This is a genomic window from Streptomyces sp. NPDC055189, assembly GCF_053606765.1.
In genome coordinates, this window is sequence record NZ_JBSGSG010000024.1 from 52336 (window position 1) to 67005 (window position 14670).

The following is a 14670-nucleotide window of genomic DNA, read 5'->3' on the forward strand; positions in this document are numbered from 1 at the left end:
CGTGCGGGTCAGTAGGAGCTCAGTGGCCGCGGAACGCCTCCTCCAGCCACCACGCTCCCCGCTCGCGCACCACCTTGGCGTCGACGAGCAGCGGTGCGGTCCGCGGGCCCGCCACCCAGTCCCGTACGGGCTTGAGGTCGGCTGGGGTGCGTACGGTCACCGCCTCGAAGCCGTAGCCGCGGGCCACGGCGGCGGTGTCGGTGGGCGGGAACTCGACCGTGCCGAGCGGGAATCCGTGCGGGCCGAAGTGATGCACCTCCGCTCCGTAGGCGTCGTCGTTGTACACGACGATCACCATGGGCAGCCCGAGCCGGCGCACCGTGTCGAGTTCGACGGCGCTCATCAGCATCCCGCCGTCGCCGAGCGCGGCCACCGCGAGCCGGTCCGGGCGGGCCAGGGCCGCGCCGATGGCGGTGGCCAGGCCCAGGCCGATGGACTGGAAGGCCTGCGTGAAGCACAGGCCCTGTTCGTCGGGGACGGACAAGTACATCGTCGGATAGCCCATGAAATTGCCGGAGTCGACGCCGATCACCCGCTGTGCGGGAAGGATGTCGTCGAGGGCGGTGCTGAGCGTGCGCGGGTCGATGCGGTCGCGGGTGCCGGTGTCCTCGTACGGGATGTCGCGCCAGCTCAGTCGCGCGGTGAGAGCGGCGGCGGTGTCGGGGGTGCGGTAGCCGGGGCCGCCGCCCTCCCCCAGTGCGGTGCGCGTCTGCTCCGCCGTCAGGCGCACGTCGCCGGTGATTCCCAGGTGGACGGGGCGGTGCGCGCCGAGTGCCGCGGGGTCGTCGTCGATCTGGACCAGGGTCGTTTCCGGGCCGATGAGAGCGCCGTGCCGCGTCGTCCACATGGTGAGCGAACAGCCCGCGGCCACGATCACGTCGGCGCCCCGGATCAGCTCGGCGGCCAGCGGCGAGGAGAATCCGCCCGCCACGTCGAGCGACCACGGGTTGCCCCGGAAGAGGCCGCGGGCCACCGCCGACGTCGCGAGCAGCGCACCGCAGCGCTCGGCGAGCGCCTCAAGGGCCCGGCGGCTTTCGGGGCCGCGCGCACCGCGTCCGGCGACGAAGACGGGGCGCTCGGCGTGCGCGAGGATCCCGGCGAGGGTCGCGATCTCCTCGCCGTCGGGTTCGACGGCGGCGCGCGGGGGCGGGGGCGTGACGGCGGCCAGGGCCCGGTCCGCGTCGGGAACGTCCAGTGCCTGTACGTCGAGCGGCAGGTTGAGTACGACCGTGCACCGCTCCTGGACGGCACGGTGCACGGCGGCCGACACCTGTGCGACGGCGTCGGCCCCCGACCTCACGCGATCGCTCCGGGCACCGACCGACCCGGCCAACGCGGCTTGGTCGACATGGAAGTTGGAGCGCGGCTCTGTCGCCTCTGCCGCGAGCACGACGAGCGGCGTACGGCTCTTGGCCGCCTCTCCGATCCCGGTGAGGGCATTGGTGAGCCCGCACCCCTGGTGCACGCTGACCACCGTCACGGCGCCCCGCATCCGGGCGTACGCGTCGGCCATGGTGGCGGCGCCGCCCTCGTGGCGCGCCGCCACGAACCGCGCGCCCGCCGCCACCATCGCATTGGTGGCGTGGAAGTTCCCGGAGCCCACCACGCCGAAGACCTGGCCGACCCCGGCCGCCACCAGGGCCCGGCCGACCGCTTCGGCGACCTTCACGACTGTCCGCCCGCCCGTTCGACGAGGGCGAGGACCCGCGCCGGTGCCCCGGAGCCCGAGACGATGGGCAGCGGTCCCGCGATCACGACGGCGCCGGTCGGCGGCAGTTCGGCCAGGTTCTGGAGCTGCGTCAGGCCGTACTTGCCGCTGCCCATGAGGTACGAGTGACAGGGAAACGCGGGCTCGAACCCGTGCGCCCGGCCCGCGTCGGTGCCCACCGTCTCCACGCCGAGCCCGATCACGGGCGACTCCTCGGCCACCCAGCGGGCGCAGGCGGCGGACAGGCCCGGCGAGTGCGGGCCGTTCTCGTCGGCGTTGAGGAACGGCTCCTGCGCGTACGACCTGCTGTCCCACCCGGTGCGCACCAGGAGCCAACCGCCGTCGGGCAGCGCCCCGTACCGGTTCTGCCAGGCCTGGATGTGATCGACCTCGATGAGGAAGTCGGGGTCCTTGGCGGCCTCGTCGGTGACGTCCAACACTACTGCCGGGGCCACCAGTTGACGCGCCGGCACCGATGCGATGTCCGCGAGGTCCTTGCCGGTGACCCAGTGGTTGGGGGCGTCGAAGTGGGTGCCGGTGTGCTCGCCGGTGCGGATGTTGTTCCAGTACCAGGCGGGTCCCCGGTCGTCGTAGCGGCTGATCTCCTCCAGCTCGAACACCTTGGTCTGCCCGAACTCCGGCGGCAGTTCGAGCACCGGGGTGGTGGACGACAACGGCGCGGTGAGGTCGACGACTTCGATCCCGCCACCACGCAACCCGGCCACCAGGGCGGCGAGAACGGAGGGTGACGACGGCCCGGACGCTGCTGCGGATGCTGACGTTGACTCAGGCATGCCTGCATCCTGAAGCCACCGTCAATCCCGCACAAGCGCCCCGGTGAGATCGATCGATCAGCACACGCATGTCGTCGATGCTACGAGTCCGTGTATATCGCCGGTGTATCAAAAACCGCATACGTGCCCACAACATCGCGCTGCCTTGACTGGCGGCATGACTCGAATACCACCGGCAGCACGGACAACGACCCGCCGGATTCACCCGCTTCTCGCCGTCGTCCTGATCGTCGTCTTGGCGTCGATCACCGCGTTGGTCCTCTACCAGTTAGCGAAAGCCTCGTCCTCCTCGGCCGCATCAGCATCGAACGCTCTCCGCGGCGGGCAGCGTGGTGCGCTCGGCGAGGCCGACGGTGTCGTCCCCGACGGCGTGACGGTCTTCGACGACCCCGTGCCCGCTGTGGCCAAACTCGATCCGGACCTGCTCAAAGCCCTCCGCCGGGCCGCGACGGCCGCCGCGGACGACGGGATCGAGTTCTACGTCAACAGCGGCTGGCGCTCCCCGGCCTACCAGAAGCAGCTCTTCCGCGAGGCGGTCTCCGAGTACGGGTCGAAGGACGAGGCCGCCCGGTGGGTGGCCACCCCGTCGACCTCACCCCACGTCTCGGGGGACGCGGTCGACGCCGGGCACTCCGACGCGACGGAGTGGCTGTCCGGGCACGGCGCCGCGTACGGGCTGTGCCAGATCTACAAGAACGAACCCTGGCACTACGAACTGCGCACCGACGCGATCGACGGTCGCTGCCCGCGCATGTACGCCGATGCCACCGAGGACCCGAGGATGCAGCAGTGAGCGGCAGTGAACGAGCACAGACATTGACGCGGACGGCCACGACGATCCGCACCGACTCCCGGCCGGAGCCACGGGAGGGGCTGGGCTCCTCCCGGAAGGGGCTGGCCCCTGGGAAGGGCTTGGGCTCCTGGAAGGGTTTGGCTCCCTGGAAGCGCGGCCCGGTGCTCGCGGTCCTCGCGCTGCTGCTCGGCCTGCTCATGCTGCTGCACCGGAAGATCCCCGACCGGCCCAAGAACCTCGGCAGCCTGGTGGAGACCTTCCTGCCGTGGTTCGGCCTGTTCGTCCCGGTGCTCCTTGCCGCCGCGCTCTGGCGCCGCTCCGCCGCCGCGGTGGCCGCGCTGCTGCTGCCCGCCGTGGTGTGGCTGAACCTCTTCGGCGGGCTGCTCGGCGACAAGTCCCGCCCGGACAGCGACCTCACCGTGGCGACCCACAACGTCGGCGCCGACAACCCCGACCCGGCAGGCACCGCCCGCGACCTGGCCGCATCCGGAGCGGACGTACTGGCCCTGGAAGAGCTGACCGAGCAGGCCAGAGGCACGTACGAGAAAGAGCTGGCGAAGACGTACCCGCACCACGCGGTGCGGGGCACGGTCGGACTGTGGAGCAAGCGGCCGCTGTCGGACACCCGGCCGGTCGACGTCCGGATGAACCCGACCAGGGCGCTGCGCACCACCGTGGCCACGGACCACGGGCCGCTGGCGGTGTACGTGGCCCACCTGGGGTCCGTGCGCGTGAATCCGCGGGCGGGCCTTTCGACGGGGCAGCGCGACGCGGGCGCGAAGACGCTCGCCGAGGCCGTCGCCGCCGATCGGAGCGAACGGGTGGTGCTGCTCGGCGACCTGAACGGCACCATGGACGACCGCGCGTTCGCCGGTGTCACCGCGCAGTTGCGCTCGGCCCAGGACGCCGCCGGGGACGGCTTCGGCTTCAGCTGGCCGGCCCGGTTCCCGGTGGCGCGGATCGACCAGATCCTGGTCAGGGGTGTGGAGCCGGAGAGTTCTTGGGTGCTGCCCGCCACCGGCAGCGATCACCTGCCGGTGGCGGCGGGAATCAGCTGGTCCGGCCCCTACTGAACGTCATCGGCCGGGTCACAGCTCCGTACAGCACGCGCCGCATCCGCCTCATGGTCCGCATGATGTGGTTTCCCCTCTTCCCGTCCGTACCGTAGGTGCGCCTGGCCTCGCCGGGCAGCTTTCCTTCCGTGCCCCGCTTCGGAGTTCTCTAACAGGTCGAAGGGCCCCGATTTCTCAGGGCAGGAGACCGGACTTCTCAGGGCAGGAGATCGGCGCCGAGAACGCCCGGCAACGCCAACGCGCCCAGTACGGCCGTTCCGAGGACCAACCAGGCGACGTAGTCCCCGATGTGCCCCGAATGCAGACGGAGCAGGGTCGCCGTCCAGACGGACGGTTTCCCCGGCGCGGCCCGCCGCAAGGCGAGGGCGGCACACCCTGCCGCGCATGCCGTGGCAAGGGCACCGGTGAGCAGAGCGGCGGGCGTCCAGTGCGGCGCGGGGGCGTGCGGACCGGCGAAGGCCCTGCCCGCTCCGGCCGCCAGGGCGGGGACGAGCCCCACGGCCAGCGTGCCCGCGATGAGCGCCGCCGGCACGGCCACCATCGGCAACGGGACCCGCCGCCCCAGCGGCTCGCGCGTCTCGGGCTCCTCGTCGCCGGACGTCGAATCGGGCGAGGACGAGCGGTCGGGCCGCGGACCCGCGCCCAGGAACACTCGCGCCCCCGCGCGCATCACGGCCGCGCCCGTGACGACCGACACGACGAGGAAGAGCAGCGTGGCGGCGCCGGATGCCTCCTCGGCCACCCCCTTGCCCAGGGCCGTACCGAAGGGCGGCAGGCCGGTCAGGGCGAACGCGGCCATGCCGTAGAGAACGGCCACGACAGGCAACTCCCGTCCCCGGCCGTGCAGTTCACGTTCGTCCACGCTGCCGTAGCGGTCGAGCAGGATGCCGGTGCACGCGAACAGCGCGGCCTTGGTGCCCGCGTGGCCCAGCACGTAGAGGGCGACTCCGGCGGTCGACTCGGGCCGCAGCAGGCCGATTCCCACGAGGAAGAGTCCCGTGTGGGCGATCGTCGAGTAGGCGAGCATGCGCTTGAGGTGGCGCTGCCGCCAGCACATCAGTGCGCCGAGCAGCGCCGTGGCGGTCCCCAGGACCACGAGGCTGCGGGTGAAGTCGGCGGCGGGCAGCCCGCCCGCCCCGGCGAAGACGACGGTGTACACGCGCCAGACGCCGTAGACACCGAGTTCGACCATGACGCCGGACAGCAGCATGCAGACCGGGGTCGGTGCCACGGCGTGCGCGTCCGGCAGCCAGAAATGGAAGGGGACGGCCGCGGCCTTCACGAGCAGCCCGGTCATCACCAGGACAAACGCACCCAGGACGAGTGCGTCCGGAGGGCCTGTGGCCCGCAGCGCGTCGCCGATCTGCCGCATGCCCAGCTCGCCGGTGCGGGCATACAGCATCGCGATCCCCATCAGCGTCGCGTACGCGCCCAGAGAGTTGACGACGCCGAAGGTGAGCGCGCCCTGCACGGCCTTGGGTTCCTCCACCCGGTAGCCGGTCAGGGCGTAGGCGACGACGCTCATCAGCTCGAAGAAGACGAAGGCGTTGAAGAGGTCGCCCGTCAGCGCGAAGCCGCACATGCCCGCTTGGAAGAGGAGCACCAGGGCGGGGAAGGCTCCCGCGCGTCCCTGCGGCACTTCGTCGAAGTAGCGCCAGGAGTAGGCGAGTACGGACACGGTCAGCAGGGAGACGAGTGCGGCGAGCCCGGTGCCGGGTGCGTCACCGACCAGGACGATGCCCACGCTCTTCCCGTCGCCGCCGGGCTCCCAGCCGCCGACCCACTCGACGGCGTCCGGCGACGAGTGGGCGAGGAGCAGGACGGCGAGCGCGGTTGTCGCGACGGCCACCGCGGCGGCGATGCCGTCGGCGGCGATACGCGGCAGCAGCCGGCCGACCGCGACGAGCAGGGCGGCGCCGAGGAGGGGCAGGACCACGACCAGGGGCAGCAGTTGACTCATCCGCGCAGCTCGGAGAGTTCGTCGGGGTCGGCGGTGCCGTGGCGTTTGGACACCTGGATGACGAGGGCCAGGAGCAGGGCGGTGACGGTCGCTCCCACGACGACGTCGGTGAGCGTGAGCGCCTGCACCACGGGGTCGACCAGGGGTCGGGAGTGCGGGGTCAGGTCGGAGTGGACCGGCGCCGTGCCGCCGTCGCGGTAGCCGACGGCAAGGAGCAGGACGTACGTGGCGGACTGGCAGACGGCCAGGCAGCCGACGGCGTGCACCAGGTGGCGGCTCGTGGCAAGCCCGTAGCAGCCGACGAGGAAAATCCATCCCGCGATGAGGTACGGGAATGCGTGCATCACTCCGCGTCCGCCTTTCCCGTGTTCTTCGCGGCGTTCTCCCCGGCGTTTTTCCCGCCGTTCGGAGCCTCGGTGATCTCCACGGCCTGGTCGAGGAAGCAGGACATCAACACGACCACCGCGCAGGCCACTTCGATGCCGACCGCCAGATTCAGCAGGGGCACGGTGCCGCCCGACGAGAGGGTGTTGAACGTTCCGTACGGCAGCAGGTTGGCCAGGAAGGCGGAGCCGCCGATCAGTCCGGCCACGCCGACGAGCAGGTAGGCGGCCTCGCCGATCGCGTCACCCACCGCGTAAAGGGACACCGGGCGGATCCGTTCGAGGGCCCGGTAGTCCACCCCGACGTAGAGAAGGTGCACGGCGGTGGCCACGATGACGCCGCCCTGGAAGCCACCGCCCGGACTCAGCTGACCGTGTGCCACCACGTAGAGACCGACCACCAGGACGATGGGCAGCGCGAAGAGCGCGTAGCGCCGGACCCCGGGGTCGACGGCGGCGGATCGCGGCGGCACCCGGTCCTCGTCACGGGTCTGCCGGAGCAGGACGACGGTGCCGAGGACGGCCGCGAACAGGATGGACTCCTCGCCGAGGGTGTCGAAGGCGCGCAGGTCGAAGTTGATCGACGCGACCACGTTCGAGGTGTGCCGGGCGAGGGCCGCGTCGGTCGCACGGTCTCCGTAGGGATGCAGGGCGCTCCCGAAGCGCGGCAGACGCAGGAACGCGGCGACGAACAGCGCCGCGAGGCCGATCGCCCCGAGGCCCAACACCCACCGCCGCGTCCGGATGTTCACTGCTTCGCCCCGTCATCGGCGGCCGGGTGCGCACGGCGTCTGACCTTGCGGACGGACAGCAGGATCATCAGCGGCGTGATGACGGATCCGACGGCGAGTTGGGACAGCGCCACGTCCGGTGCCTGCAGGACCGTGAAGAGTGCGGCCAGGGCAAGACCGAGCACCGCGAGGACGAGCGCCTGCCGCGCCGGTTCACGCACCGCGACCGCCACCGTCGCCGACGCGGCCACCAGCACGAGGCACAGGGAGATGATCAGATCGTTGCCCAAAACGCTTCACCTCTGAGTCCGCTGTGATGACTTGCTGTGAGTCCGCCTGTGAGTCCGGTCCGCGTCGCTCATCGCGTCGCGTCCGCTTCGTCCACCACGCCTACGGACAGGGCCCGCGAGGCGATCACGTTGCCGACGGCCACCAGGGCCCCGATGAGGACGAGCTTCGCCATCGGCCTGCCGAAGTCCGTCGCCGCACAGACGGCGACGGTCACCGCCAGCGAGGCGGCGACGCTGAGAGCGGTCACCGCCGTGGCTCCGCGCGGACTGCCCGCCGAAAGGTCGTCGGCCAGCAGCCGGACACACACGAGGGTGCCCACGGGGCCGAGCAATGACAGGACGAGGGAGAGATCGACGTACGAGGGCCGCCCGTAGCCCTGGGCGATCAAGAGGAAGGCGAGGGCGACCACGGTGCTGCCCGCGTTCTGCGCAAGCACTCTGCGGCCCAGCGGCCCGGACGCGACACCCCAGATCACCACGGGCAGCCCGAGGCCGAGGAGCGCGGCCCCGCACCAGAGCCAGGCGTTCACTCGGAGCCCGCCGCACGCCGGGCCGCCGTGGCGGCCGACGCCCCCGCAAGGCCGCAGCTGACCCCGACGGCCACCTCCAGTACGTCGACGCCACCGATCAGCACGATCCACAGCGCGACAAGAGCGGCCCACCAGCACAGGAGCTCAGCGGCGGCGGACCGGAGCCCGCCGCGCCACCATGTGTTCCCCATGTCGTACGACGGGCAGCGCGTCAGGCGCGGCACAGACAGAACGGGTGGCCCGCCGGGTCGGCATAGACGCGGAAGCCGCGCTGTCCGTCCTGGTCGTCGAGGTCAAGGGGCACGGCGCCCAGTGACAGCGCGAGCGACTCGGCCGCTCCCATGTCAGTGACCTCGAAGTCGAGGTGCAGTTGCTGGGAGTCATCTCCGCGGGGCCACTGGGGCGGCCGGTGGTTCTCGGCCCGCTGGAAGGCGATGCGGTGGCCGCCCGGCGCGTGCAGGTCGTACCAGTCCTCGCTGTCCTGCTTGAGGTCGCCCCCGAGGAGCGCGGCGTAGAAGCCGGCCAGGGCAGCGGGATCAGGACAGTCCACAGCGACGAGACAATATGCGGCTACGGGCATGGCGTTCTCCTAGTCCACGTCTGCGACACGTTCTCTCGGCGGCTCTGGGTACCCCGGCGCGGGGCTCGCACACGGCGGTGCCGCCGCGGAATCCGAGGCAACGCGTCAAAGCCGCTTCAGGGCCTGCACAGGCGACTGACGGAAACGCACTCTTCCACGAACTCCCTCTTCAGCGGCCCCATGCCGCCGTGCCTGCGTGTCGGGACCGGGCCGAGACGTCCTTGGGCCTGCGGGCACCTACCGGGGCCGGTATGCGCGCAGGAAGGTCCGCACTCCCTCGACGACGAGTGGCCGCACGCGGCTGTCCTCCGTGGCATTCGCGGACCCGAGCCTGTCCAGCGCGACACCGAAGGTCAGCGCGATGAACTGGTCCGCCGCGAGTCGGGGGTCGGGAACGTGGAGCAGTCCGGCCTCGGCGAAGGCGGCGAACCGCTCGGCGATCGCCTCGTCGGGGGCGTCGGCCATGGAGTTGTAGTCCCGGTGCGGCAGGTTGCCGGATTCCGCCCGGACCAGTCGTTGCAGCGTCGCGTACTCCGCCGAGCCGAGCATGTCGGTCGCGATGCGCATCGAGAACGTGACCAGGGCGTCCTCGAGGCCGGCGTCCTCGGTGAGGCCGGTGAGGGTGTCGTCGAGAGTGCGCCGGATCTTCGTGATCATCGAATCGCCGACGGCGTCGACGACTGCCTGCAGCAGCGTCTGTTTGTCGCCGAAGTAGTCGTAGACCGTCCGCTTGGACACCTCGGCCCGGGCGGCGACCGCGTCGACGCTTGTCCGGTCGAAGCCGTCGGCGAGGAACAGTTCCCGGGCCGCCGCAAGGATGGCGGCGCGCTTTTGTGCGGATCCCTCGCGCAGGGTCTTCGTGGTCGGCATGGGCACATCTTAGCCACGCCTCGGCCTACACTGCACGGTGTAGTGTAATACTGGCTCAGCGGGTGGCGACCGCCCGCCCCCTTGCTCGCCCGGCTTGCTCGCCCTGCTTACTGACCCCGGATCACCGGCCCGACTCACTGGCCGCGGCTCACCGGCCCGGCCGCGGCTCACCGGCCCGGCAATGACGGAAGGACGTACGTCCATGACCACAACTCTGGCTCCGCCGGTCCGCATCGGGAGGGCCGCGATCTGGGCCCTCGGCATGCTGGCACTGGCCACCGGCGCCCTGGAGTCGGTGGTGACGCCGACGCTCCCGCTCCTGCAACGCGAGTTGGACATGAGTCCGGCCGAAGGGGCGTTACTCAGCATCGTGCTCCTCATCACCGGCGCGCTCATCACCCCGGTCGCAGGCAAGTTCGGCGACCGCTACGGCGGAAAACGGGTCCTGATCCGGCTGATGGCGGTGGTCTCGACCGGCGGCCTGGTGTCCTCCCTGGCGCCGAACCTGCCGGTGCTGCTGCTCGGTCAGGTACTGCAGGGAGCGATGGTGGGCGCGCTGCCCCTGTCGTTCATCCTGGTGCGCAAACACCTCCCCGCGGGCGAGTCGAAGGTGGCCATCGGCACCGTCAGCGGGTTGTTCGTCGGGGGCGGGATGGCGGGGACGCTGTCGGCCGGGCCCGTGGCGGAGAGCCTTTCCCGGCACTGGATGTTCGCGCTGCCGACGTTCGCGGTCATCGGGGCTACCGTTCTCGTGAACAGGCTGATGCCGCATGATCCGCCCAACCGGCCGGGCGACGCGGGGATCGACTGGCCCGGCCTCGTCCTCCTGAGCGGAACGCTGGTCACGCTCATGCTCGTGCTCGCCCTCGCACCCGAACTCGCTTCACAGCCGGTCGTGTTCGGCGCCCTCATCGTGGTCCTCGCGGCCTTCGTGACCGGATGGACGGCCGTCGAGCGTCGCGCGGCCTCGCCGATGGTCGATCTGCGCATGCTGGCCCGGCCCGCGGTGTGGAAGTCATGTGTGCTGACGTTCACGATCTGCGTCGGCACCTCGGTGCCGGTCTACCTCGTCCCGCAGTTGTTCGATGTGCCCGCCGGTGAGTACGGATTCGGGGCCAGCGCGACCGAGATCGGTTTCTTCCTGCTGCCCGGCGCCGTGGCAGCGTCGCTCGCCGGGCCGATCGGCGGGATCGGGGCGCGGCGTTTCGGATCGCGTGCCGTGGTCACCGCCGGGATCGTCATCATGGTCGCCGGACTGATCGGCCTGGCGGCCGTACACACCGAGGTCTGGCATCTCGTCATCGGCAAGATGCTGATCGCGCTCGCCAACGGCCTGTGCGTCACGGCGATGGTGACGAACACCGCCACGTCCGTCGACGAGAGCGACACCGGCATCGCCACCAGCCTGGTCCTGGTGACCCGCGTACTCGGCTTCGCCGTGGGTTCGCAGGCCAGCGGCGCACTCCTCACCGCCGCGACCCCGGCCGGGTCGGACGTCCCGGCCGAATCGGCGTTCGTCACCGGTTTCGTCATAGCCGCCGCCGTCGCGGCGCTGTCCCTGCTCGTCGCCCGCACCATGAACAAAGGAGTCAAGGAATGACCCGCACCACCCGCACCGGCCTGTTGAGGGACATCGGTACGACACCGAGGCGCACGGCACTGATATCCGGGGCCAGCATCGCGGGTCCCGCCCTCGCGTACTGGCTCAACCGCTATGGATTCGCCGTCACGGTGGTGGAAAAGGCGAGCGCACTTCGTGGCGGCGGCTACCCCATCGACGTACGCGGCACCGCACTTGAGGTCGTACGGAAGATGGGCATCCTGCCGCGTCTTCGGGACGCGCACATCGACCTGCGTCGACTCACGTTCCTCGACGCGGACGGCGGCAAGGTCGCCTCGGTCAACCCGCACACCGTCACCGGCGGCGTCGCGGGACACGACATCGAAGTGCGGCGCGGAGACCTGACCGACGCTCTCTACTCGGCGGTCCGTGACGACGTGGAGTTCCTGTTCGACGACTGCATCGACACCCTCGACCAGTCGTCCGGCCACGGGGTCGATGTCACCTTCCGCGGGGGCGGCAGCCGTACGTTCGACATGGTCTTCGGTGCGGACGGTCTGCACTCCCGTACCCGCGAGTTCCTGTTCGGCCCCGAAGAGCAGTTCCACCGGTACCTCGGCTACTGCTTCGCCGGATTCACCATGCGCAACACTTTCGGCCTCTCCGACGAGCTCATGATGTGGAACATCCCGGGCAGGGCCGCGGCGCTCTACGCCGTGGGAGACAGCGACGACGTGCACGCCTTCCTCAACTTCGCCCGTCCGGAGCCGCCTTACGACGCGTTCCGGACCCCGGAAGCCCAACGGGACCTAATCTCCGCGGTCTTCGCCGGCGGGGGCTGGGAGATCCCGGGCATGCTCGCCGCCATGCGCGACGCGGACGACCTGTTCTTCGACGGGGTCAGCCAGATCCGCATGCCACGCTGGTCGAGCGGCCGGGTCGCGCTGGTGGGCGACGCCGCGTACGCGCCCTCGTTCCTCACGGGGCAGGGTTCAAGCCTCGCGCTCGTCGGCGCGTACATGCTCGCCGGTTCACTGGCCGACCGGGACCACGCGGCTGGCTTCGCCGCTTACGAACACGACACCCGTGACTTCGTGACCGTGAACCAGGAGCAGGTCGGCAAGGGTGATGCCGCGCTCTTCCCGACCACCGCCCGGGCCCTGGAGCAGCGCAACGCCATGCTGCGCAATCTGAGCGCCATGCCTTCCGGGCCATCCGCGGAGGGGCGTCCGGCGCATTCGGCCCTCACGCCGCTGCCTGAGTTCGCGCCGGTTCCGCAGAACTCTTAAGAACTTCTTACGCTCAGCCCCGATGCTCTCCCCGTGGATCACGCGAAGAGCAACAGCAGTCAGACACACAAGGCACGGCACGGTGACGTCGCGGGCGCGACGCGTCGGCGCCGCATCCGAACGTACGGCATCGCCGCGGCTGTCGTGCTGACCGTCACCACGGCGTCGGCCGGGTACCTGGCCATGGCCGAGCCTCCGGCGGACGACAGTGCGACGGCCGGTCCGCCCCAACTGCACGACAGCGCAGTGGACTTCACCGTGCGGGGCGGTGTCGCGCGCGTGGACACCGGGTCGTTGCGCGTCACGGGGCGCACCGACGACGGGGCCTCGCTCCCGGTGTCCGGCGCGGCGGGACAGCGGCTCGGCAAGCCGGGCAAGGTGACCGTGGTCGGCAACACGGCCCACTGGTCTTACCCCGGCAAGAAGCTCACCGTCACGGCGGCGAGCGATCACGGCCGGCTGCGCATGACGGTGCGCTCCGACGCCGACCAGAACCTGTCCTGGCCGAGTACCGCGCCCAGCGCCGGCGCGGCGCTACAGATACCGCGCGGCGAGGGTTTGCGCGTCCCGGTCAAGGACACCTTCTGGAACTCGGGCGAAGCCGGCCTCAAGGACTCCGAGGCCGAGCTCTCGGGCGGCCTCACCCTCCCCGCCTGGGGCTACACACAGGGCAAGCACGGCGTCAGTTACATCGTTCCGGAGGAGGTCGGCACTTCACTGGGCTTCGCCTCGAACGACGGCCGGATCGGCTCCACGGCCCGGCACGAGTTCTCGCGGCGCGAGCAGACCCGCGACTACACGGTGCACTTCTCCCTCACGGACTCCTCCCCCGTCTCCTCAGCCACCGACTACCGCGCGTACCTCGACCAACGCGGCACGCTGCGCTCGTTGAAGCAGAAGATCCAGGAGAACCCCGAGATCACGCGCATGCTCGGGGCCGTGCACGCCTACGTGTGGGGCAACGCCCGTACCGCGAAGGGCGTGAACGAACTGCACAAGCTCGGCGTCTCACGACTCTGGCTCGGTTACGACGCAGACGACCAGCCGATGGACAAGCAAGCCGTGCGGGCGGCGAAGCGAAACGGCTACCTGGTCGGCCCGTACGACTCCTACGCCAACGGCCAGCCCTCCGGGAGCGCAGACAACCCCTCCTCGAAGTGGCCCGGCTCGGTCTACCCGGACTTCTGCATACGGAACTGGAAGGGGGAGATCAAGGAAGGCTTCGGCGGCCGGGGCTGCTACCTCAGCTCCCAAGCTTTCAAGCAGGCCGAGCCCGGCAAGCACTACCTGGACGACCGGGCGAAGCAGATGACGGCCAACGGCGCCGAGAGCTACTTCCTGGATGTCGACGCGGCGGGCGAGCTGTTCAGCGACAGCAGCAAGGGCCACCGCATGAACATGAAACAGGACCGCGCCAACCGCCTGGAGCGCATGCGAAAGCTCGCGTCCGACGACAAGCTCGTACTCGGCTCCGAGTCCTCCGGCGCCTGGGCCGCCCCCGTGCTCACCTTCGACCACGGCGGCCAGACACCGGTCGCCGACGGCTTGTGGAAGCTGGAGAACGACAAGGAGAAGTGGGGCGGCTATGTGCCGCAGGGCGCGCCCGCGACCTTCTTCAAGCAGGTCAAGCTGCCGTCCGCGCTCGCGAAGGCGATGTACGACCCGCGCTACCGCGTCCCCCTGTACGAGGCCGCCCTTCACGACTCCGTCATCAACACAGACCGCTGGGAACTGCCGTACAACAAGCTCCCGGACCAGAAGACGGACCGGGCGTTGATGTCCGCCCTCTACAACACCCCGCTCAACTTCACGCTCGGGGACAACAACCTGACGTCCACGGGCAAGGAGATGGCGGCGCTCCAGCGCTACTTCGCACCTCTGCACAAGGCCGTCGGCACGGAGCGTATGACGGACTACCAGCGGCTCACCGAAGACGGAACGGTGCAGCGCTCGGAGTTCGGCAACGGAAAGCTGACCGTAACCGCCAACTTCGGTAAGAAGAGGCACGGCTCGCTACCGGGCGGGTGCGTGGACGCCAAGCTCAAGGGCGCGGGGAAGGCCGAGCGCCTATGCCCCGCGAAGCTGTCCTGACCGCTTCTGAACCTGAC

General features: G+C 70.5%; 15 protein-coding genes. 5 read left to right on the top strand and 10 right to left on the bottom strand.

What is annotated here, in order from left to right:
• Positions 1-19 precede the first annotated feature (19 nt).
• Positions 20-1669, bottom strand: a complete 1650-nt coding sequence (locus ACWFR3_RS19505; protein ID WP_453735840.1) for a thiamine pyrophosphate-binding protein — start codon at positions 1667-1669, stop codon at positions 20-22.
• A complete protein-coding gene (locus tag ACWFR3_RS19510; protein WP_453735841.1) occupies positions 1666-2502 on the bottom strand; it encodes a cyclase family protein in 837 nt (278 codons plus the stop codon). The genes ACWFR3_RS19505 and ACWFR3_RS19510 overlap by 4 nt, the downstream gene beginning before the upstream one ends.
• Positions 2503-2659: 157 nt before the next feature.
• Here ACWFR3_RS19510 and ACWFR3_RS19515 point away from each other — a divergent pair, with 157 nt between their 5' ends.
• Complete coding sequence (locus ACWFR3_RS19515) at positions 2660-3295, top strand: M15 family metallopeptidase (RefSeq protein WP_453735842.1); 636 nt, start codon at positions 2660-2662, stop codon at positions 3293-3295.
• 119 nt (positions 3296-3414) lie between these two features.
• Entirely contained in the window at positions 3415-4368 is a 954-nt protein-coding gene (locus ACWFR3_RS19520; protein ID WP_453735843.1) for an endonuclease/exonuclease/phosphatase family protein, read from the top strand.
• Between the two features lie 196 nt (positions 4369-4564).
• On the opposite strand, the gene ACWFR3_RS19525 is transcribed toward ACWFR3_RS19520, so the two are convergent.
• From ACWFR3_RS19525 to ACWFR3_RS19560, 8 genes are all read right to left on the bottom strand, one after another.
• A complete protein-coding gene (locus tag ACWFR3_RS19525) occupies positions 4565-6328 on the bottom strand; it encodes a complex I subunit 5 family protein (protein ID WP_453735844.1) in 1764 nt (587 codons plus the stop codon).
• Entirely contained in the window at positions 6325-6672 is a 348-nt protein-coding gene (locus tag ACWFR3_RS19530; RefSeq protein WP_453735845.1) for a sodium:proton antiporter, read from the bottom strand. The genes ACWFR3_RS19525 and ACWFR3_RS19530 overlap by 4 nt, the downstream gene beginning before the upstream one ends.
• Entirely contained in the window at positions 6672-7463 is a 792-nt protein-coding gene (locus ACWFR3_RS19535) for an MnhB domain-containing protein (RefSeq protein WP_453735846.1), read from the bottom strand. Before ACWFR3_RS19535 ends, ACWFR3_RS19530 begins: the two co-directional genes overlap by 1 nt.
• Positions 7460-7732, bottom strand: coding sequence for a Na(+)/H(+) antiporter subunit B (locus ACWFR3_RS19540; RefSeq protein WP_453735847.1), 273 nt, complete (start codon positions 7730-7732; stop codon positions 7460-7462). Before ACWFR3_RS19540 ends, ACWFR3_RS19535 begins: the two co-directional genes overlap by 4 nt.
• A 68-nt stretch (positions 7733-7800) precedes the next feature.
• Positions 7801-8262 carry a monovalent cation/H+ antiporter complex subunit F gene (locus ACWFR3_RS19545; RefSeq protein WP_453735848.1) on the bottom strand — a complete coding sequence of 154 codons (462 nt, stop codon included), beginning with the start codon at positions 8260-8262 and terminating at the stop codon, positions 7801-7803.
• On the bottom strand, positions 8259-8453 hold the full coding sequence (locus tag ACWFR3_RS19550) for a hypothetical protein (protein ID WP_453735849.1): 195 nt from the start codon (positions 8451-8453) through the stop codon (positions 8259-8261). The genes ACWFR3_RS19545 and ACWFR3_RS19550 overlap by 4 nt, the downstream gene beginning before the upstream one ends.
• A 20-nt stretch (positions 8454-8473) precedes the next feature.
• On the bottom strand, positions 8474-8842 hold the full coding sequence (locus tag ACWFR3_RS19555) for a VOC family protein (protein WP_453735850.1): 369 nt from the start codon (positions 8840-8842) through the stop codon (positions 8474-8476).
• A 237-nt stretch (positions 8843-9079) separates the two neighbouring features.
• Positions 9080-9712 carry a TetR/AcrR family transcriptional regulator gene (locus tag ACWFR3_RS19560; RefSeq protein ID WP_453735851.1) on the bottom strand — a complete coding sequence of 211 codons (633 nt, stop codon included), beginning with the start codon at positions 9710-9712 and terminating at the stop codon, positions 9080-9082.
• 202 nt (positions 9713-9914) lie between these two features.
• Between ACWFR3_RS19560 and ACWFR3_RS19565 the strand changes: the two genes are divergently transcribed.
• From ACWFR3_RS19565 to ACWFR3_RS19575, 3 genes are read left to right on the top strand one after another with little or no spacing between them, the layout of a single operon-like run.
• Positions 9915-11312 (top strand): MFS transporter, encoded by a 1398-nt coding sequence (locus tag ACWFR3_RS19565; protein WP_453735852.1) that lies wholly within the window; start codon positions 9915-9917, stop codon positions 11310-11312.
• Positions 11309-12562 (top strand): FAD-dependent oxidoreductase, encoded by a 1254-nt coding sequence (locus tag ACWFR3_RS19570; protein ID WP_453735853.1) that lies wholly within the window; start codon positions 11309-11311, stop codon positions 12560-12562. The genes ACWFR3_RS19565 and ACWFR3_RS19570 overlap by 4 nt, the downstream gene beginning before the upstream one ends.
• Positions 12563-12595: 33 nt before the next feature.
• Positions 12596-14653, top strand: a complete 2058-nt coding sequence (locus ACWFR3_RS19575) for a glycoside hydrolase (protein ID WP_453735854.1) — start codon at positions 12596-12598, stop codon at positions 14651-14653.
• Positions 14654-14670: the final 17 nt, after the last annotated feature.

Excerpts from the sequence above, each read along its gene's own strand:
- ACWFR3_RS19530 (WP_453735845.1), bottom strand. The coding sequence starts at position 6,672 with ATGCACGCATTCCCGTACCTCATCGCGGGATGGATTTTCCTCGTCGGC.
- ACWFR3_RS19560 (WP_453735851.1), bottom strand. The coding sequence starts at position 9,712 with ATGCCGACCACGAAGACCCTGCGCGAGGGATCCGCACAAAAGCGCGCC.
- ACWFR3_RS19565 (WP_453735852.1), top strand. The coding sequence starts at position 9,915 with ATGACCACAACTCTGGCTCCGCCGGTCCGCATCGGGAGGGCCGCGATC.
- ACWFR3_RS19550 (WP_453735849.1), bottom strand. The coding sequence starts at position 8,453 with ATGGGGAACACATGGTGGCGCGGCGGGCTCCGGTCCGCCGCCGCTGAG.
- ACWFR3_RS19510 (WP_453735841.1), bottom strand. The coding sequence starts at position 2,502 with ATGCCTGAGTCAACGTCAGCATCCGCAGCAGCGTCCGGGCCGTCGTCA.
- ACWFR3_RS19515 (WP_453735842.1), top strand. The coding sequence starts at position 2,660 with ATGACTCGAATACCACCGGCAGCACGGACAACGACCCGCCGGATTCAC.
- ACWFR3_RS19525 (WP_453735844.1), bottom strand. The coding sequence starts at position 6,328 with ATGAGTCAACTGCTGCCCCTGGTCGTGGTCCTGCCCCTCCTCGGCGCC.
- ACWFR3_RS19570 (WP_453735853.1), top strand. The coding sequence starts at position 11,309 with ATGACCCGCACCACCCGCACCGGCCTGTTGAGGGACATCGGTACGACA.
- ACWFR3_RS19555 (WP_453735850.1), bottom strand. The coding sequence starts at position 8,842 with ATGCCCGTAGCCGCATATTGTCTCGTCGCTGTGGACTGTCCTGATCCC.